This window comes from Dechloromonas hortensis (assembly GCF_009469765.1).
GTDB lineage: Bacteria > Pseudomonadota > Gammaproteobacteria > Burkholderiales > Rhodocyclaceae > Azonexus > Azonexus hortensis.
This window is the reverse complement of record NZ_SSSQ01000001.1, coordinates 154,623-174,410: the sequence shown is the minus strand read 5'-3', so window position 1 is coordinate 174,410 and position 19,788 is coordinate 154,623. Positions and strand designations below refer to the sequence as shown.

Genomic DNA, 19,788 nt, shown 5'->3' with positions numbered 1-19,788 from the left:
CTATAGCCCAGTTTGGTCACTGGTTGTCAACCGACAGCAAACGCGGTATTGTTTTCCCATGAGCGAAATCGAATCTTCCACCCCACAGGCCCGCGGCCCCGTCGACCACAGCGTTCGTGATCAGATCGTCGAGGCGGCCGAGGCGCACTTCAGCCATTACGGCTACGACAAGACCACGGTCTCCGACCTGGCCAAGGCGATCGGCTTTTCCAAGGCTTATATCTACAAGTTCTTCGATTCCAAGCAGGCGATCGGCGAAGCCATCTGCAGCAAGACCTTGAGCACGATCGTCGCCGCGGTTGATGAAGCGGTGGCCGGCGCCAGTACGCCGACGGAGAAATTCCGTCGATTATTCAAGGCTATGGTGACAGCGAGCGTGGAACTCTTCTTCAACGATCGCAAGCTGTATGACATTGCCGCGCATTCCGCCGGCGAGGGTTGGCCGTCCGCCGTTGCCTACGGACAGCGCATTCGGCAGACCCTGACAGAGATCGTCCGAGAAGGGCGGGAAGTGGGCGAGTTCGAGCGCAAGACGCCGCTCGACGAAACGGTGCATGCGATCTATCTCGTCATGCTGCCCTTTGCCAATCCGTTGCTGCTCCAGCACAACCTCGACCTCATCGAGGACGCGCCCAGCCAGTTGTCGAATCTGGTGCTGCGTAGCCTGGCACCCTAGAACGCTGCCTGAGAAAAAGTGACCATTGACACAATCGGTCACTCGATGGAAGATGAAGGCCTTCGCGTTAAAGGAGGTCGTCATGTTTCAGCGCCGCAATATTCCCTTCCTCGCCATCGTCGGTCTGTTGCCTATCGCCTTGGCAGCCTGCAGCGATACCACGTCTTCAATCGATCCGCGGACCCAGGCGCCACTCATCCGGATCGCGCCGGTAGCGACCGCCACCCAGGCCGAGCCTTCGTTCAGCGGCGTCGTCGCGGCACGGGTGCAGAGCGACCTGGGTTTCCGCGTTCCCGGCAAGATCCTGGAGCGCCTGGTCGATGCTGGCCAGACTGTCAAGCGCGGTCAGGCGCTGATGCGCATCGACACCACCGATTTGAAGCTCGCCACGCACGCCCGCGACGAGGCCGTTGCCGCCGCCACGGCGCGCGCGCGCCAGACCGCCGAGGATGAGTCGAGATACCGCGATCTTGTTTCGGCCGGGGCGGTGTCAGCCTCTGCCTACGACAAGATCAAGGCGGCCGCCGATTCGGCGCGAGCCGAGCTCAAGGCGGCCCAGGCCCAGGCCGACGTGGCCCACAACGAAACGGGCTACGCGGTACTGCTCGCCGATTCGGACGGCGTCGTGGTCGAGACCCTGGGCGAGCCGGGCCAGGTGGTCGGCGCTGGCCAGGTCGTCGTCCGTGTGGCCCATGCCGGGCGCCGCGAAGCGCTCATTGCGCTCCCCGAAAGCCTGCGTCCGGCGATCGGCTCCGCAGGGCGCGCGACCTTGTATGGCAGCGGGCTGATCGGTGCCGCGAAATTGCGTCAGTTGTCGGATGCCGCCAACCCACAGACACGTACTTTCGAGGCGCGCTACGTACTGGAGGGCCGGCTGGCCGACGCGCCACTCGGTTCGACCGTTTCCATCGAAATTCAAAGCGGCCGCGCCACCCCGGCGCTCCAGATTCCTGTCAGCGCGCTCTTCGATCAGGGCAAGGGGCCCGGCGTCTGGCTGGTCAAAGGTCAGGAGGACCAAGGACAGGGGCTTCAGGCAACCTGGCGCGCCGTACAGGTTGCCGGCCTCAGCAGTGAATCCGCAGCGATCACCAGTGGACTGGCGGCGGGTGATCGTGTCGTTGTGCTCGGCGCCCATCTGCTGCACGAAGGCGAACCGGTTCGACTGGCTGACAGCAGCGCCGCACCTGGCGCAGCGGCAAACGGCGGGGCACAGAAATGAGTGCTTTCAACCTCTCCGCCCTCGCTGTCCGCGAGCGATCGGTCACCCTGTTCCTGATGCTGGCGATCTTCATCGCCGGTGTCATCGCCTTCCTGACCCTGGGTCGAGCCGAGGACCCCGCCTTTACCATCAAGCAAATGACCGTGATCACCGCCTGGCCCGGGGCGACCGCCAAGGAGATGGAAGAACTGGTCGCCGAACCGCTGGAAAAGCGCATGCAGGAACTGCGCTGGTATGACCGGACCGAGACCTTTACGCGGCCGGGGCTGGCTTTCTCCACGGTATTTCTGCTCGACAGTACGCCGCCGGCCGACGTCCCCGACCAGTTCTATCAGGCGCGCAAGAAACTCGGCGACGAGGCGCTCAAACTGCCGCGTGGCGTCATCGGCCCGATGGTTAATGACGAATATGCCGACGTGACCTTTGCGATCTACGCCTTGAAAGCCAAGGGCGAGCCGCACCGGCACCTGGTGCGCGACGCGGAAACCATGCGTCAGCGTCTGCTGCACGTACCCGGCGTCAAGAAGGTGAACATCATCGGCGAGCAGGCCGAACGGATTTTCGTCGAGTTCTCGCATGACCGCCTGGCGACGCTGGGCGTCTCCCCGCGCGAACTCTTCGCAGCGCTCAACAGCCGCAATGTCATGACGCCTGCCGGCTCGATCGAAGCCAAGGGCCCACAGGTTTTCATCCGGCTGGAGGGTGCGATCGACGATCTGGAAGCGATCCGCAATACGCCGGTCGCGGCGCGCGGCCGGACGCTGAAACTCGGCGATATCGCCGAGGTCAAGCGCGGCTACGAAGACCCGGCCACCTTCCTGATCCGGAACAACGGCGAACCAACCCTGCTGCTCGGCGTGGTCATGCGCGAGGGCTGGAACGGCCTCAATCTGGGCAAGGCGCTGGAGGCGGAAGCGGCGACGATCAACGCCGAAATGCCGCTCGGCATGAGCCTGTCCAAGGTGACGGACCAGTCGGTGAATATCCAGTCGGCGGTTGGCGAATTCATGGTCAAGTTCCTGGTCGCCCTCGGCGTGGTGATACTGGTCGGCTTTCTCAGCATGGGCTGGCGCGCCGGTGTCGTGGTTGCTGCTGCAGTGCCGCTGACCCTTGCCGCCGTTTTCATCATCATGGCGGCGACCGGCAAGAATTTCGAACGAATTACGTTGGGCTCGCTGATCCTGGCACTGGGGCTGCTGGTCGACGACGCGATCATCGCCATCGAGATGATGGTCGTGAAGATGGAGGAAGGCTACGACCGCATCCGCGCCGCGGCCTATGCCTGGAGCCACACCGCCGCGCCGATGCTGGCCGGCACGCTGGTGACGGCAATCGGCTTCATGCCCAACGGCTTTGCCAAGTCGACCGCCGGTGAATACACCAGCAACATGTTCTGGATCGTCGGCACGGCCCTGATCGCCTCGTGGATCGTTGCCGTCGTGTTCACGCCCTACCTCGGGGTCAAGCTGCTGCCAAACTACGAGAAGCACGCGGGCGGGCATGGGGCCATCTACGCCACGCCGAATTACGAGCGCTTCCGCCGGCTGCTGGTCTGGGTGATCCGGCGCAAATGGCTCGTCGCGGCAAGCGTGATCGGTGCCTTCGTTATCGCGATTCTCGGCATGGGCGTCGTCAACAAGCAGTTCTTCCCGACCTCGGACCGGCCGGAGGTTCTGGTCGAGGTGCAGATGCCGTATGGCACCTCGATCGCGCAAACCAGCGCTGCGACAGCCAAGGTCGAAGCCTGGCTGGCAGAGCAGCCAGAGGCCAGGGTCGTGACGTCCTATATCGGCCAGGGCGCGCCCCGCTTTTTCCTGGCGATGTCACCTGAATTGCCCGATCCGTCGTTCGCCAAGATCGTGGTCCTGACGGGCGATGACAAGGAACGCGAAGCCCTCAAGTTCAGATTGCGCCAGGCGGCAGCCGACGGTTTGGCGCCCGAGGCACGGGTGCGCGTAACCCAGATCGTCTTCGGCCCCCCATCGCCATTTCCCGTGGCCTACCGCGTCATGGGGCCGGATCCCAACAAGCTGCGCGACATCGCGGCAGAGGTGCGTGGCGTCATGCAGGCCTCCGCTCAGATGCGGACGGTCAACACCGACTGGGGCGAGCGTGTGCCGGCACTGCATTTTTCGCTCGATCAGGATCGCCTGCAGAACATCGGCCTGACGTCTACCGATGTGGCCCAGCAGCTGCAGTTCCTGCTGAGTGGCATCCCGATTACGGAAGTGCGCGAGGACATCCGTTCGGTGCAGGTCACAGCTCGTTCGGGCGGCAACACGCGACTCGATCCAGGCAGGATAGTTGACTTCACCCTGGTCGGCGCGGGCGGTCAAAAGATTCCGCTGTCGCAGGTCGGCAAGGTTGATGTCCGCATGGAAGACCCCATCCTGCGCCGCCGCGACCGCACCCCAACTATCACCGTGCGTGGTGATATCGCCGAGGGCCTGCAGCCGCCGGATGTCTCCAACGCCGTGTGGCAGGAGCTGCAGCCGATCATTGCCAAACTGCCGGCCGGTTACCGGATCGAAATGGCTGGCGCCATCGAGGAGTCGGGCAAGGCCAATCGGGCACTGGCGCCGGTCTTCCCGATCATGATCGCGCTGACCCTGATCACCATCATCTTCCAGGTGCGCTCGATCGCCGCGATGATGATGGTATTCGCCACCGCACCGCTCGGCTTGATCGGCGTCGTGCCCACCCTATTGCTGTTCGGGCAGCCGTTCGGCATCAATGCCCTGGTCGGTCTGATCGCCCTGTCCGGCATCCTGATGCGCAACACGCTGATCCTGATCGGGCAGATCCGCGACAACATCGCGGATGGATTGGCGCCCTTCAACGCTGTCGTCGAGGCCACCGTGCAGCGCGCCCGTCCGGTCATCCTGACCGCACTCGCCGCCATGCTGGCGTTCATTCCGCTGACCCATTCGGTGTTCTGGGGCACGCTGGCCTATACGCTCATCGGCGGCACCTTCGCCGGGACGATTCTGACCCTGGTTTTCTTGCCAGTCTTGTACGCGATCTGGTTCAAGATCAGGCCAACGGCGGGAGACGGGAAGGCCGTTCCTGCGATGGAGCCGGAGCCGGTCGCGGCCTAGCTAGCACAAGGAATCGGTACGCCGGCCCCGCTGCGGATTGCCGGCGTACCGCCACTTTTTCTAGGTTCAGCGCTACTCCCTGAGTATGGCCTGGCATATCAGCGCTTTGCTACGTGGAGTTCGCCGAGCTTTGACTTTTGACGTCCGCTTTGAACCGAGTCGAGTATGGAGGCTGCTGCTCACCAAGCTTTGACACTGACCGGCAGGTATCCAGCCAATTGCTGACCGCCACAGACCAACTACTGAATGGCGGCATTGGCCGATGAGTACGCAGTCAGCCTTCGGGCTGTGCGACTGCTCCGCTCAGTAAGCGGCCGCTGAACTGCCGAGTTGGTGAATGTCTCTTGTGGGTCGGGTCCGGCCATCTGCTTTTCCCGAGAGCGGCCACAGCTACAAGCGACCGCTATCAGGCATGGTCCGAGCCAAACGCAATCGTCAAGCAATTGGAAAGCGAATATCCTTAGCAAGTTTGAGCAATTGTTCCCTTCCAATTGATTTCTTTGCTGGCATATTGAGCAATTGCGGTCAGGAATTGCCATCGCGTTCCGCGCATAGTGTGCGCTGTGAACGAAGGATGAATGATGAGCGACACACAGGCAAAAAACTACGCAAAGCGTTTCGAGAAGGTGCTCGACTACATCGAGTCCAATCTAGACGAATCGCTAAGCACTGAATACCTTAGCCAGATCGCGAACTTCTCCAAGTTCCACTTTCATCGGCAATTCGCCGAATACGTCGGTACCAGTGTTGGACGATATATCCAGTTGTTGCGTTTGCGGCAAGCCAGCTATCAGCTCGCCTTCAGCCCCCAGAACAAGGTTATCGATATCGCCCTAGACGCTGGCTTCGAAAACCCGGAATCGTTTACGCGCGCCTTCAGGAACACTTTCGGCCAGTCGCCATCAGAATTCAGGCGGCAACCGGACTGGGAATCCTGGCATGAGCGCTATCGCTTCCGTATCCCGGAAAGGAAACAAACCGTGCAAGTCGAGATCGTCGATTTCAAATCTATCCGCATTGCCGTCATGGAGCATCGCGGCCCAACCGAAAGAGTCAATGACTCCGTCGGACAATTTATCGCTTGGCGTAAGGAAAGCGGCCTTTCGCCTAAAGAAATCAGCCGAAGCTTTGGTATTGCTTATGACAATCCGGACACAACCGAGCCGGCCGAATTCCGCTTTGACATCTGCGGAGAAGTAACCGACGAAGTGCCTCTCAACCGACAGGGTGTGGTCACGAAAAGCATTCCCGGCGGCCGTTGCGCGCGGGTGCGGCATTACGGCTCCCATGTCAGAATCGGCGAAAGCATTTACCCCCTCTACCGCAACTGGCTACCGGAAAGTGGTGAGGAGTTACGCGATTTTCCGCTCTATTTCCATTACCTCAACTTGATGCCGGAAACACCAGAGCATGAGTTGGAGACCGATATCTACTTGCCATTGAAGTCGTAGATCTATGGCGGCTTCTGGGGAAACCGACATGGCACTGAATGCGTCATGCGACTTTTCCGAAGCTGCCTTTTGTTGAGATCGAACGTAGGATCAATAAGCTCTCACCGTCTCAGAATGACAATGGCCGGTCTGTACTTAGAACCGGCCTTTTTTCATTGAGGTCGCTACCGGCCGCTTAGGTCTACGAGTGGACGCTCGAAGCTAGGCTATATCTGGCCCCGACAGACTATATTTCCGACTTGAAATGTCTATTTGCATATTTCAGGTGATCCGACAGACTTTGCTGGACTTCCACTAATTTTCCGTTGCACAGAATTTGGGGCTTGCCGAGGGGGGGGGCCGACAGACTTTATTCATCGCGATCAGTTGGTAGAAAACAATAACGTCTGTCTTACATCAGATAAGCAAAGCCCGGCAATTGCCGGGCTTTGCGCTTTTTGACCTTGCGCTATTTCAGCATTGCTGATGTTCGGTTGAAACTGCACAGCAAAGGCCGACACCGAAGCGATCGCTTCGCAACAATGAGTTACCTGTTGCTACAGAACTTCAAGGCTTCGGGTGATATCTATTAGACAGAGATCAACAAAAGGAGATTGGGCATGAAGCGTTCATTTGCTGCCGTTGCCAGTTGCCTCTGCCTGATTGGTGTTGCGCTCGCCGACGATAGCATCATCAATAAAACTGAATCAGCGCTCGAACGCGGTGCAGAGGCGACTGCTCACGGTATTAAGCGTGGCGTCGAGGCGGCTGGAAACGGAATCAAGCGCGGAGCGGAGGCGACCCGTCATGGTATTGAAGTCGGGCTATCCGCTACGGGCCGAGGAATTAGGCGTGGTGCCGAAGCAACTGGTCATGCCTTGGAGAAGGCGGCAGAAAAAATCAGTCCGTCGTCTGGTAGCTGAGTCGGATTATCGCGTTGCCGATTGAAGGCAATCCGATGGAGCAACTGTTGTTCTTCAAGCAATACCGACGAATCGCAGAATGCAGGCTGAGTGGCTGACAGGCCTGCCGGCAGTGCCTGAGCGACGCAAGCTGTTATACCCGTTGCAGTCGGGGCGAGGCGGTTGGATTTTGCCGCTGCCCCCTTGGATATCCCTTCAGAATCCACTCCTCTCCTGACTTGGCGGTGCATTCGCACCGGCCCGGCCGGCACAATACAAAAGCGAAACCTACCCAAATGTCGATGACCCAAGCCGTACAACAACCTTCGCCCAGCCATCAGGCTTTTCCGGGCCGCTTGCGCCGAGCTCTCTGGCGCATTCTGCCGATCATCGGCGGCCTGCATGCCTATATTGGCTGGCGCCTGCTGCCAGCTCTAAATCTCGACATTGCCGGTCTGTCGTTGGCGATCGCTGGGTTGGTGATTTCGTGCTGCCTGGTGCCGCTCGGCTTGCTGGCTCGCTTCGTGGTGGTCCGTCAGGCGCTGGCCGACCAGTTGAGCTGGCTGGGAGGAATGGCGATGGGGCTGTTTTCCTCAGTGCTGGTGTTGACCGTGCTACGCGACCTTGTTCTTCTGCTTGCCGACGGGCCGTTGCTGACCCAGTCAACAGCTATTGCCGTTCCTGTGCTGGCTAGCCTGTTTACGCTGGTTGGCTACGTCAATGCACGGCGAGTGGCTCGCGTTGTCAAAGTGGATATCCCGCTGGCCAGGCTGCCGAGGGATCTTGAGGGATTCACCATCGTTCAGCTCAGTGACATCCATGTCGGGCCGACAATCAAGCGTGAATACGTTCAGGCCATTGTTGACCGAGTCAACCAGCTTGATGCTGATCTGGTCGCCATTACCGGCGACGTGGTCGACGGCAGCGTTGAGCAGTTGCATCCCCACACCGCGCCGCTTGGCAGCCTGCGCAGCCGGTATGGTAGTTATGTGGTGACCGGTAACCACGAGTTTTACTCTGGTGCTACATCCTGGATGCGCGAGTTCGAGCGTATTGGACTGCGCGGCTTGGACAACCGTCACGTCGTCATCGCCCACCGTGGCGACCGCTTCGTATTGGCTGGGGTAAGCGATTATTCGGCCGCTGCCTTCGATACGGCGCAGGCCAGCGATCCGGATGCCGCACTGGCCGGCAGCCCACCCGATCTGCTACGCATTCTCCTCGCTCACCAGCCGCGTTCGGCGAGCGCTGCCGAGGCAGCAGGCTTCGACCTTCAGCTTTCGGGCCATACCCATGGCGGCCAATTCTGGCCGTGGAACCACTTCGTGCCGTTGCAGCAGCCCTTTACCGCGGGCTTGCGCCGGCTCGGTCGGCTGACGGTCTACACCAGTCGAGGCACCGGCTACTGGGGGCCGCCCAAACGCTTCGGTGCGCCGTCCGAAATCACCTTGCTGCGCTTGATCCCGGCCTAATGGAACGATCTGGAGACGGAGGCGCATCCCTCCTTCATTATTGCTTCGCGCCCATGGCTGACTTTGGAGCGAACGACAAGCGCCCCTTCTGAGTTGGCTTTACAAGAGCTTGCCGGGCGGACAGGTGAAGGTCTGCGCGACAGTGTTGCAAGCGAAGTTGGCGAGCCTGCCGCCCGGCGCCTTGAACTGCCGAGAAGCCCGGTTTTCCCCCAGGAAACCCGGATAATGGCGGCCAATTCGTTTTTTCACGCCTTTTCTGGAATTCCCGCATGGAAATCAAGGTCAATTTTCTCGACAAGCTTCGTCTCGAGGCCAAGTTCGACGACTTCACGGTCATCGCCGATCAGCCCATCCGCTACAAGGGCGACGGCTCGGCGCCGGGGCCGTTCGATTACTTCCTGGCTTCGTCGGCCTTGTGTGCGGCCTACTTCGTGAAGTTGTACTGCGACACGCGCAACATTCCGACCGAGCACATCCGCCTGTCGCAGAACAACATCGTCGATCCGGAAAACCGCTACCAGCAGATTTTCAAGATCCAGGTCGAGTTGCCGGCGGACATCTCCGCCAAGGACCGGCAGGGCATTTTGCGTTCCATCGAGCGGTGTACCGTCAAGAAGGTGGTGCAGACCGGGCCGGAGTTCGTGATTGAGGAGGTCGAGAATCTCGATGCCGACGCGCAGGCCTTGCTGACGCTCAATCCGGATTCGGAGGCGAGCACCTATATCGCCGGCAAGGATCTGCCGCTCGAGCAGACCATCGCCAACATGTCCGGCATTCTCGCCGGCTTGGGCATGAAGATCGAGATCGCCTCCTGGCGCAACCTGGTGCCCAACGTCTGGTCGCTGCATATCCGCGATGCGCATTCGCCGATGTGCTTCACCAACGGCAAGGGGGCGACCAAGGAAAGTGCGCTGGCCTCGGCGCTGGGCGAGTTCATCGAGCGGGCCAATTGCAATCACTTCTACAACGACAATTACTGGGGCCCGGAGATTGCCAACGCGGCCTTCGTACATTACCCGGAAGAGCGCTGGTTCAAGCCCGGCAAGAAGGATGCGCTGCCCAAGGGCCTGCTCGACGACTACACGCTGGAAATCTACAACCCGGATGGCGAACTGCGCGGCTCGCATCTCTACGACACCAATTCCGGCAATACCGAGCGCGGCGTCTGCGCGCTGCCCTACGTGCGCCAGTCGGACGGCGAGACGGTGTATTTCCCGACCAACCTGATCGACAACCTCTTCCTCAGCAATGGCATGAGCGCCGGCAATACGCTGGCCGAGGCGCAGGTGCAGTGCCTGTCGGAAATCTTCGAGCGTGCCGTGAAACGCGAAATCCTCGAAGGCGAAATCGCGCTGCCCGATGTGCCGGCCGAGGTGCTGGCGAAATACCCCGGTATCGTCGCCGGCATCGCCGAACTGGAAAACCAGGGCTTCCCGGTGCTGGTCAAGGATGCGTCGCTGGGTGGCGAATTCCCGGTGATGTGCGTGACCCTGATGAACCCGCGTACCGGCGGCGTGTTCGCCTCCTTCGGCGCGCACCCCAGCCTGGAAGTGGCGCTCGAACGCAGTCTGACCGAGTTGTTGCAGGGGCGCAGTTTCGAAGGCCTCAACGACCTGCCGCGGCCGACCTTCGAGAGCAACGCCGTCACCGAGCCGAACAATTTTGTCGAGCACTTCATCGATTCGAGCGGCGTCGTGTCGTGGCGCTTTTTCAGCGCCAAGGCGGATTACGAATTCGTTGAGTGGGATTTCTCGGGCGAGGGCGAAAACTCCAATGCCGACGAAGCCGCAACGCTGTTCGGCATCCTCGAAGAGATGGGCAAGGAAGTGTACATGGCGGTTTACGACCAGCTTGGCGCCACCGCCTGCCGCATCCTGGTGCCGGGTTATTCGGAAATCTACCCGATCGACGACCTGATCTGGGACAACACCAACAAGGCGCTGGCCTTCCGCGCCGACATCCTGAACTTGCACCGCCTCGACGACGCCGGTCTGGAAGCCTTGCTGGAGCGCCTGGAAGACAGCGAACTCGACGACTACACCGACATCATCACGCTAATCGGCGTCGAGTTCGACGAGAACACGGATTGGGGCCAGCTGACGATTCTGGAGTTGAAGCTGCTGATCAACCTTGCGCTGCAGGACTTCGCGGCCGCCAAGGAACAGGTCGAGGCCTACCTGCAGTACAACGAAAACACCGTCGAGCGCGGCCTGTTCTACCAGGCGCTCAACGTGGTGCTGGAAGTGCTGCTCGACGACGAGCTGGATCTCGCCGACTACGAGGCCAACTTCCGCCGCATGTATGGCGATCCGCGGATGGATGCGGTGCTCGGCTCAGTGGAGGGCAGCGTACGCTTCTTCGGGCTGACGCCAACGAGTATGAAACTGGAAGGGCTCGACCGCCACCAGCGCCTGATCGACAGCTACCAAAAACTGCACAGGGCGCGGGCCAAGGTGGCGGCTTTATCCAGTTAGATTTGCCAGTCATGGCTGGGTCAACCGCAGGAGTTGGGTGCCAGGCCAACCTCCGCTGCCGGTTGGCCTGACCGTCGGCAACCGGTCGATTTTCGGCCGTTGCCGAGTAGAGAAAGGGTAGCCGTTGGTTACCCTTTTTTGACCTTAGCGCCGGGCCAGTATCAATGAGCCTTTTTCGCGAGGATCGAGGTCAATCCGCTCGATCGACTTGAAACCCGCTGCCGTCAGCCAATTGCCATAGTCTTCGTAACGGTAGGTCTGGGTGCCGGTTTCCACCAGCAAGGTCAGGCGGAATGCGGCATCCAGTGCATCGAGCGGCGATTCGGCCAGGTACTCATGAATGACCAGCAAGCCACCACGGTCGAGGGAGTTGCCGATACGCTCGATGATCTGGCGATTCTCTTCTGCCGTATGGTTGTGGGCGACCGAAAGATAAAACACCAGGTCATGTTCGTTGCCCCAATCCTGCTCCTGCAGATCGCCGGGAATCAGGCGGATACGCTCGGCCAGCCCCTCGTTCGCAATGGTTGTTCCGGTCTCCGTCAAGGCACTGGGCAGGTCGACGATGGCCGCGCTGAGCATGGGGTAGTGCCGGCAAAAGCGGATTGCGTGCAAGCCATGCGAGCCGCCCAGGTCGAGCAGTCGATGCTGTTCCGCGGAAACCGGGACGTGCTTGAGCAGGTCCGGCCCGAGATCCGAGGCAAAAGCGGCCATGTACGACGAAAACAATTCACCCAGATGGGAGTGTTCGACCATGGCATCCCAAAGGGTTTTCTCGGGGTGGCCGCTACGTACCGCTTCGGCCAGACCGCCCATCATCGGCCATGCTTCGTGCGTCCATAACAGGCCCGGCGTGTAATCCACCTGGCCGAGACTGGTAAACCAGCGTTGCGTGCTTGCCGTATTCGCCAAAAGCCCGTCCTGTCTTTCCAGGTAGCCGAGGGCGATTAGGAAGTCGGCCAGCGTCGCCGTGCCTTTGACGCTGGACTCAATCTTTGCCGCCAGTTGGGCGACGGAAAGCGGGCCTTGCGCCAAGGCTTCAAACAGCCCCAAACGCCCGGCCGAGATGATGGCCGATGATTTCATCATCGGCATATAGACATCCAGCATGGCTAATTCTGCCGAGCCGGTCGGCTGGCAAACATCGGGTTTGCGGACCCGGGTCGTTGTAGTTTTCGTCATGTTTGGTTGGGGCTCGGTCAAGCCAAAGCAGGCTTGGGGGGGCCGGCTGTCGTGACCGGGCAGGGATTTTTCGAAGGCCCGGAGGATAGCGCAAACCTGCTGCGGCAAGCTGGCTTTGTCTTGCCTGCCGCTCGACGAAGCTAGTGTCGGAGCCGCCAGAGCGTTACTTCGGAGAGCGTGTGCTGAAACTTGCGCTTGGTCTCACGAATCACGAAGGGAACATCCTGCGGTTGGCCGAGCAGTTCGAAATACGGCTCGAGCAGTGCCAGCAGGCCGTCGAGGGTCGTGAAGTTCTCGCCGTCCTTCTTGAAACCGCCGAGCCAGTGTTCGCGCCGGGTGTGTTCGGCCAGCCAGGTGTAGGGCGAGGCGATCAGCAGCAGGCCGCCCGGGGTCAGGCGTTGGTGAATGCTGGCCAGGAACTGGGCCGGGCTGTGCAGGCGGTCGATCAGGTTGGCCGCGAGGATCAGGTCGTAGCCGGTGAAGTTCGGTTTCAGGTTGCAGGCGTCGCCCTGCCAGAAGCTGACGCGTCTGGCCGTCTCGGCGAGGCCGAGTTCGGCCAGCGTGCGTTCGCGGTAGGTGACGAGTTCGCCTTCCTCCGGCAAGGTGTAGCGGATGCGTCCCTGTTCGGCCATCTGGGCGCCGAGACCGATGAAGCGGGCGGAAAAGTCGATGCCGGTGACTTCGTCGAAATGCCGGGCCAGTTCGAAGCAGGCGCGGCCGGTGGCGCAGCCGAGGTCGAGAGCGCACCGCTTCGGCTGCTCGCCCATTGCGGCAACGGCCAGGGCGGCCAGGGTCGCCGGGAAGTTGGCGACGCCGTAATAGCTGTCGCCGAAATGGAACTCGGCGTACTGCGCCATCAGTTCGTCGGTTTCGTAGTTCGAGGCGGGATTGACCGCAGGCATCGCCGAAACGACGTAGCGGAAGCCAGCGTGCTGGAAGAAATGGCGGCGAAAGGCATAGCGCGCGGCCAGTCGGGCCTCGTCGCCGCAGGAGGCCCAGGCGCCGCCCTTGATCAGGTTGTGACGTCCGTCGAAGGTGGGCGCCGTGAAGTCGTCGTAGATCGGGTGAACGGCGAAACCGTCGAATGGGTAGGTCGGGGTTTCCGTCCATTGCCAGACATTACCGACGACATCGAACAGCGGGCCGTGGGCGAAGCGGTCTACCGGGCAGGGCGATGCCCAGTGGTCGAGATGGATGTTGGCTTGAGCAGGCTGTCCGGGGGCGACTTCGCCGAGGCCGGCAAAGTCGACCAGGCGATACCACTCGTCCTCGCTTGGCAGGCGCACCGGTAGGCCGCTTTGCGCGGTCTTCCATTGGCAGAAGGCCTTTGCCTCGTGGTAATTGGTCTCGACCGGCCAATCCCAGGGCATCGGCACTTCCTCGGTCATCAGGCGTAAATGCCAGCTATCGGCTTGGCGCACCCAGAAGTTCGGCTGTGTCGCCTGCGCGAAATTCCGCCAGCCCAGTCCTTCCTCCTGCCACCAGCGGTCGTCGGCATAGCCGCCGGCTTCGACGAAGGCGAGGAATTCCCGGTTCGAGACCAGTTGGCGGCTGCTGCGAAATGCGGCGATGTCGGCCTGGTGCGTGCCGTATTCGTTGTCCCAGCCATAGTGATCGTCCCTGAAGTCCTTGCCCAGCCGTACGCGGCCGGCCGGGATGTCGACCAGCGTGTTGTCCGGCGGCGTGCCGCGATCCCGACAGGGCGCCCACGCCGGGTGGGGGCGGACATAGTCCAGTCGATGCTGGCGGATCAGTACCGACGAGGTTTCCAGGTGGATGCGCTCGTGATCGATCCCCATCAGGATCGCCCACCACGGGTGCTGCCAGTCGATGGGCAGCGTTAGTTCGGTAGTGCGGATGATCCGGTCGACCCGTTGCCGGACCTGATTTCGGTAGTCGCGCACGGCCGCGGCACTGGGCCAGTCGTAGCGGGTTTCGTCGAGATCGTCCCAGCTCATCTCGTCGACGCCGACCGCGAAGATCGATTCGAAGCGTGGATTGAGGCGTTCGTCGATCAGGCCGGCCAGCAACAGCTTGTTGATGAAAAATGTCGCGGTGTGCCCGAAATAGAAAATCAGCGGATGGCGCAGCCGGATTGCTTTCTCGTACCAGGCCGCATCGCAGGCCAGGGTTTCGAATAGTTGTTCGTAGCGGTCGAACGTGGCGTGGAAAGTCTCGAGAATGTCCCGCCGGACCGCGTCGACCGGGCGGTCAGCCAGTTGCGGGCTGCGTGGAAAGAGTGGCGTGCTCATGGCAGTAGTCAACCGAGGAAGTTCATTCAGTTTGGTGCGTCAAAGCATACTCTTCGGCTGCCGTTTCGATAACCGGGGCCGGTCGCTTTTGCTGTGGTTCCTTGTTCGATGTCGCCGTCGGCGTGAGTTATTTCACCGCCGTTTTTCGGCCGGCCATTTAGACTTCGGCTGTACGCTGGTTCAGGCAGGGCACTTCTGCGAACTGGCGGTGAAGGCACGACAGGAGTAGCGATGAGCAAGTTGCAGAACAAGCGGGAAAACGGTGATGATCGGCGAGGCGTCGATCTGGGCCCGCCGTCCGGCTGGCGGGAGCGCCGCCGCTCGGTTGAGCGGCGCTTGCCGGACGTGAAGGAAATACCCTTCTCGGAGTGGCTGACCCATATCCCCGGCCATCTCGTCAAGGAAGTGGAGAAGGTCTAAGTCTCGCTTGAAAGATCGCCGCCAAAGCAAAAAACCGCCACGAATGGCGGTTTTTTGCTTTTTGGGGCGAGCTTGGAGCCGGGCTGGCGCGCCTTAGTTTTCCTGCTCGTACACCACGTCGGCCCGGCGGTTTTCCGACCAGGACTCTTCATCGTGACCCTTCAGCTTGGGGCGCGACTCGCCCAGCGTCTTGATGCTGATCTGCTTTTCAGGAGCGCCGAGGCCGATCATCGACTGGCGAACGTTTTCGGCCCGCTTCATGCCCAGTTGTCGGTTGTAATCAGGCGCGCCTCGTTCATCGGCGTTGCCGTCGACCCGGATGCGCGATTTCGGGTTGTTCGCCAGGTAGCGGGCGTGGGCTTGCAGCGCCGGGTTGAACTCGGCTTTGACTTCGGCGCTATTAAAGTCGAAATAGACGCTGCGCTGGGTGCGCAGACCAGCCTCGTCCATTTTGATCGCGCTATCGGTGCCGGCAGTTGCTGATACGCTGGTTGCAACGCGGGGTTCCTGTTGCAGTTCCGGCGGTACCGGCTGGCCGAGCAGGCCCGGGTGTACCTTGAGGGTGCCGCTTTGAGAAATGTTCTTGTTGGCCGGCGCATCCTTGGTCGAGGCGCAGGCGGCAAGCAGGGCGGAAAGCAACAGGGTGGCAGGCAGGGAGGCGCGCATCGTGAATTGGGCTGCGAGAAGAATGTCGAATGATAGCCGCTCGGCCGTTGAACGAACAGGCCTGATGCCCGTAGTGCGCTGTTTTAGCTGATCTGGAAATAAACAAATACGTAATTTGTCTTTGTGGTTATAACGGCATCGGCTAAATTTCATTCCCTTCTTCCGTGAACAAGGTCTGCCATGTCTTCATTTCGTAAATCCGTTTCCGGGCTCCTGTTGAGTCTGGTGGCCAGTGCCGCATTGGCCGATGCAACTCTGCTGAATGCTTCCTACGATGTGGCGCGCGACGTTTACAAGGACTTCAACCCGATGTTCCAGAAATACTGGAAGGCGAAGGCGGGGGAAAGTCTGGAGCTGAAACAGTCGCACGGCGGTTCGACCAAGCAGGTGCGTGCCGTCGCCGACGGCCTTGAGGCTGATGTGGTGACGATGAACCAGGCCAACGATATCGAGTTCTTGGCCGACAAGGGGCTGGTCGCCAAGGACTGGGCGAAGAAATTCCCGAACAATGCGTCGCCCTACACCTCGGCGATGGTGTTCATCGTCCGCAAGGGTAATCCAAAGGCGATCAAGGATTGGTCCGACGTTGCTGCGCCGGGCGTGCAGATGATCATCCCGCATCCGAAGAACACCGGCAACGGCCGCAACACCTATCTGTCGGCCTGGGCCTGGGCGCTCAAGCAGCCCGGTGGCAACGACCAGAAGGCGCAGGAGTTCCTCGGCAAGTTGCTGAAGAATGCACCGCTGTTCGCAGCCGGCGGTCGCGATGCGACGACCACCTTCATGCAGCGCAAGATGGGCGACGTGCTGATCACCTTCGAATCCGAGGCCGAAATGATCGCCAAGGAATTCGGCAAGGGCGAGTTCGAGGTTATTTACCCCAGCCTGACCATGCAGACCGAGTTCCCGGTCGCCCTGGTCGAAAAGGTGGTGGACAAGAAGGGCACGCGCAAGCAGGCGCAGGCTTACCTGGAGTATCTGTGGTCGAAGGAAGGCCAGGAAAATGCCGCGCAGAACTACCTGCGGCCGCGTGATCCGGAACTGCTGAAGAAGTACGCAGCCCAGTTCCCGGCCGTCAAGACCTTTACCGTCGACGAAGTGTTCGGCGGAGCGAACAAGGCGTTTGCGGTCCATTTCAAGGATGGCGGCAGCTTCGACCAGATCTACGTGCAGAAATAAATGGCTGCAAAAACGCATCGCGTGTTGCCCGGCTTCGGTCTGGCGCTGGGCTACACGCTGGTTTATCTCTCGCTGCTGATCCTGCTGCCGCTGGGCGGCATGATCCTCAAGGCGTCCGAGCTCGGTTTCGGGCAGATCGTCGATATCGCCCTCAGCGAGCGTTCGCTGGCGGCGTTTCGGGTGACTTTCGGCGCTTCGCTGATTGCGGCGCTGATCAACGGCTTCTTTGGCCTGATCGTGGCCTGGATCCTGGTCCGCTATCCCTTTCCCGGCAAGCGCTTCGTCGATGCCCTGGTCGATCTGCCCTTCGCGTTGCCGACGGCGGTGGCCGGGATCACGCTGGCCACGCTGTATGCCGGCAACGGCTGGCTCGGTCGCTACATCGAGCCGCTCGGCTTTAAGGTGGCCTATACGCCGTGGGGCATCGTCGTCGCCCTGACCTTCATCACGCTGCCTTTCGTGGTGCGCACGTTGCAGCCGGTGATCGAGGACATTGAAACCGAGGTCGAGGAGGCCGCTGCCTCGCTCGGCGCCTCGCGCTGGCAGACTTTCGTCAAGGTGATCTTCCCGGCCATTTTTCCGGCCCTACTGACCGGTTTCGCGCTGGCTTTCGCCCGCGCCGTCGGCGAGTACGGTTCGGTGATCTTCATCGCCGGCAACCTGCCGCTGATTTCCGAAATCACCCCCTTGCTGATCATTTCCAAGCTCGAGCAGTACGACGTACTGGGCGCCACTGCGCTGGCCGTGGTCATGCTCGGGTTGTCCTTCATCCTGCTGCTGGCGGTCAATGTGCTGCAATGGTGGACGGCAAATCGCCACAAGAATAACGAGCCGCTGGAAGTGACGGCGGCCAGAGCCGGAGGTGCGGCATGAAGTCCACGCGCGCTACGCAGGAACCGCGCTGGGTCCGTTACACGCTGCTCAGCGTCGGCCTCGGTTTCCTGTTCTTCTTCCTCGGCTTGCCGCTGGTTGCCGTCTTCGTCGAGGCGCTGGCCCAGGGCCTGCCGGTTTATCTGGAAGCGCTGAAAGAGCCGGAAACCCGCTCCGCCATCGGGTTGACCGTTGGCATTGCACTGGCCGTGCTGCCCTTCAACATTGTCTTCGGTGTGGCCGCAGCCTGGGCCATCGCTAAGTTCGACTTCAAGGGCAAGAGCCTGCTGATCACGCTGATCGACCTGCCGTTCGCGGTGTCGCCGGTCGTCGCCGGCCTGATCTTCATCCTGTTGTTCGGGGCCCAGGGCACGTTTGGCCCGTGGCTGGCCGAGCATGACCTGAAAATCATCTTCGCGGTGCCGGGCATGATCATCGCGACGCTGTTCATCACTTTTCCCTTCATTGCCCGCGAACTGATCCCGCTGATGCAGTCGCAGGGCAAGGATGAGGAAGAGGCGGCGGTGTCGCTCGGCGCCTCCGGCTGGCAGATGTTTTGGCGGGTGACGTTGCCCAACATCAAGTGGGGCTTGCTCTACGGCGTCATCCTGTCGAACGCCCGGGCGATGGGCGAGTTCGGTGCGGTGTCGGTGGTTTCCGGCCACATTCGCGGCGAAACCAACACCCTGCCGCTGCATGTCGAGATTCTCTACAACGAATACAACGCCATCGGCGCCTTCGCCGCTGCTTCCATCCTCGCTCTGCTGGCCCTGGTCACGCTGGTCGCCAAGACCATTGTCGAGTGGCGGATGAAGAAGGAAACCGAAATGCTGAACACGGTGCTGGCACCGGAGAAAACCTGATGAGTATCGAAATCCGCAACATTTCCAAGCGCTTCGGCAATTTCGTCGCGCTCGACAACATCAATCTCGACATCCCGACCGGCGAACTGGTCGCCCTGCTCGGCCCTTCCGGCTGCGGCAAGACGACGCTGCTGCGCATCATCGCCGGCATGGAAAGCGCCGATCAGGGTGAAATCCTCTTTTCCGGCGCCGAGGCGACCCACCTGCACGCGCGCGATCGCAACGTCGGCTTCGTTTTCCAGCATTACGCGCTGTTCCGCCACATGACGGTGTTCGAAAACGTCGCCTTCGGCCTGCGCGTCAAGCCGCGCAAGGAACGCCCGTCCGACGCCGAGATCAAGCGCCGGGTCATGGAACTGCTCGGTCTGGTCCAACTGGACTGGCTGGCTGATCGCTACCCGTCGCAGTTGTCCGGCGGCCAGCGCCAGCGCATCGCGCTGGCCCGCGCGCTCGCCGTCGAGCCGAAAGTACTGCTCCTCGACGAACCGTTCGGCGCCCTCGATACCAAGGTGCGCAAGGAACTGCGCCGCTGGCTGCGCCGCCTGCACGACGAGATGCACATCTCCAGCGTCTTCGTGACCCACGACCAGGAAGAGGCGCTGGAAGTGGCCGACCGCGTCGTCGTCATGAACCATGGCAAGATTGAGCAGATCGGCTCGCCCGACGAAGTCTATTCGGCGCCGGCTTCGCCCTTCGTTTACCAGTTCCTCGGCAACGTCAATGTCTTCCACAGCCGGGTCCAGGGCGGCTATGCGGAAGTCGAGCGCCATGAGGTGTCGGAGAAAACTACCGCTTTCGTCCGCCCGCACGACATCGACATCGCGCTGCAACCGCTTGAGGATGGCCTGCAGGCGACGGTGCAGCATGTCCATCCGATCGGGCCGCTGGTCCGCATCGAGCTGCAGCACAACAGCGAAATCGTCGAAGTCGAGCTGTCGCGCGAGCGGCACGAAGCGCTGCAACTGGTCGTCGGTCAGGCGGTCTGGTTCCGGCCGCGGCAGATGCGGGTGTTCGGCGCCGACCAGTTGCCGCGGTCAACACCGGAAAAGCAGGCCTTTTTGTTCTGATCCAGATCGGGGAAGGGC

General features: G+C 61.1%; 15 protein-coding genes. 12 read left to right on the top strand and 3 right to left on the bottom strand.

Annotated features, from left to right (window positions below):
- The first annotated feature begins 58 nt into the window (after positions 1-58).
- The 7 genes from GH663_RS00855 to GH663_RS00820 all read left to right on the top strand — a co-directional run bounded on the left by GH663_RS00855 (position 59) and on the right by GH663_RS00820 (position 11,271).
- The gene (locus GH663_RS00855; RefSeq protein ID WP_153129859.1) at positions 59-676 is read left to right on the top strand and encodes a TetR/AcrR family transcriptional regulator; all 618 of its coding nucleotides are present in this window, start codon (positions 59-61) and stop codon (positions 674-676) included.
- Positions 677-758: 82 nt separating this feature from the next.
- Positions 759-1,895, top strand: a complete 1,137-nt coding sequence (locus tag GH663_RS00850) for an efflux RND transporter periplasmic adaptor subunit (RefSeq protein ID WP_153129858.1) — start codon at positions 759-761, stop codon at positions 1,893-1,895.
- Positions 1,892-4,993 (top strand): efflux RND transporter permease subunit, encoded by a 3,102-nt coding sequence (locus GH663_RS00845; RefSeq protein ID WP_153129857.1) that lies wholly within the window; start codon positions 1,892-1,894, stop codon positions 4,991-4,993. The genes GH663_RS00850 and GH663_RS00845 overlap by 4 nt, the downstream gene beginning before the upstream one ends.
- Positions 4,994-5,574: 581 nt before the next feature.
- Complete coding sequence (locus GH663_RS00840; RefSeq protein WP_153129856.1) at positions 5,575-6,444, top strand: AraC family transcriptional regulator; 870 nt, start codon at positions 5,575-5,577, stop codon at positions 6,442-6,444.
- 599 nt (positions 6,445-7,043) lie between these two features.
- Entirely contained in the window at positions 7,044-7,346 is a 303-nt protein-coding gene (locus GH663_RS00835) for a hypothetical protein (protein WP_153129855.1), read from the top strand.
- 275 nt (positions 7,347-7,621) lie between these two features.
- Positions 7,622-8,797: a metallophosphoesterase gene (locus tag GH663_RS00830; protein WP_246181467.1), complete on the top strand. Its 1,176-nt coding sequence runs from the start codon at positions 7,622-7,624 to the stop codon at positions 8,795-8,797.
- Between the two features lie 269 nt (positions 8,798-9,066).
- Positions 9,067-11,271, top strand: a complete 2,205-nt coding sequence (locus GH663_RS00820) for an OsmC domain/YcaO domain-containing protein (RefSeq protein ID WP_153129853.1) — start codon at positions 9,067-9,069, stop codon at positions 11,269-11,271.
- Positions 11,272-11,415: 144 nt separating this feature from the next.
- On the opposite strand, the gene GH663_RS00815 is transcribed toward GH663_RS00820, so the two are convergent.
- Together GH663_RS00815 and ovoA are read right to left on the bottom strand one after the other, a co-directional pair.
- Complete coding sequence (locus GH663_RS00815) at positions 11,416-12,453, bottom strand: methyltransferase (RefSeq protein ID WP_153129852.1); 1,038 nt, start codon at positions 12,451-12,453, stop codon at positions 11,416-11,418.
- 140 nt (positions 12,454-12,593) lie between these two features.
- Entirely contained in the window at positions 12,594-14,705 is a 2,112-nt protein-coding gene (gene ovoA / locus GH663_RS00810; RefSeq protein WP_153129851.1) for a 5-histidylcysteine sulfoxide synthase, read from the bottom strand.
- Between the two features lie 231 nt (positions 14,706-14,936).
- On the opposite strand from ovoA, the gene GH663_RS00805 reads away from it, so the two are divergent.
- A complete protein-coding gene (locus GH663_RS00805) occupies positions 14,937-15,125 on the top strand; it encodes a hypothetical protein (protein ID WP_153129850.1) in 189 nt (62 codons plus the stop codon).
- 93 nt (positions 15,126-15,218) lie between these two features.
- Here the strand turns inward: GH663_RS00805 and GH663_RS00800 are convergent, their stop codons facing one another.
- Positions 15,219-15,791 carry an OmpA family protein gene (locus GH663_RS00800; RefSeq protein WP_170291305.1) on the bottom strand — a complete coding sequence of 191 codons (573 nt, stop codon included), beginning with the start codon at positions 15,789-15,791 and terminating at the stop codon, positions 15,219-15,221.
- 180 nt (positions 15,792-15,971) lie between these two features.
- Here GH663_RS00800 and GH663_RS00795 point away from each other — a divergent pair, with 180 nt between their 5' ends.
- From GH663_RS00795 to GH663_RS00780, 4 genes are read left to right on the top strand one after another with little or no spacing between them, the layout of a single operon-like run.
- Positions 15,972-16,970 carry a sulfate ABC transporter substrate-binding protein gene (locus tag GH663_RS00795; RefSeq protein ID WP_153129848.1) on the top strand — a complete coding sequence of 333 codons (999 nt, stop codon included), beginning with the start codon at positions 15,972-15,974 and terminating at the stop codon, positions 16,968-16,970.
- Positions 16,971-17,843: a sulfate ABC transporter permease subunit CysT gene (gene cysT, locus GH663_RS00790; protein WP_153129847.1), complete on the top strand. Its 873-nt coding sequence runs from the start codon at positions 16,971-16,973 to the stop codon at positions 17,841-17,843.
- Entirely contained in the window at positions 17,840-18,703 is an 864-nt protein-coding gene (gene cysW / locus GH663_RS00785; protein ID WP_066881573.1) for a sulfate ABC transporter permease subunit CysW, read from the top strand. Before cysT ends, cysW begins: the two co-directional genes overlap by 4 nt.
- Positions 18,703-19,770, top strand: coding sequence for a sulfate/molybdate ABC transporter ATP-binding protein (locus GH663_RS00780; RefSeq protein WP_153129846.1), 1,068 nt, complete (start codon positions 18,703-18,705; stop codon positions 19,768-19,770). Before cysW ends, GH663_RS00780 begins: the two co-directional genes overlap by 1 nt.
- The last annotated feature ends 18 nt before the right edge of the window (positions 19,771-19,788 follow it).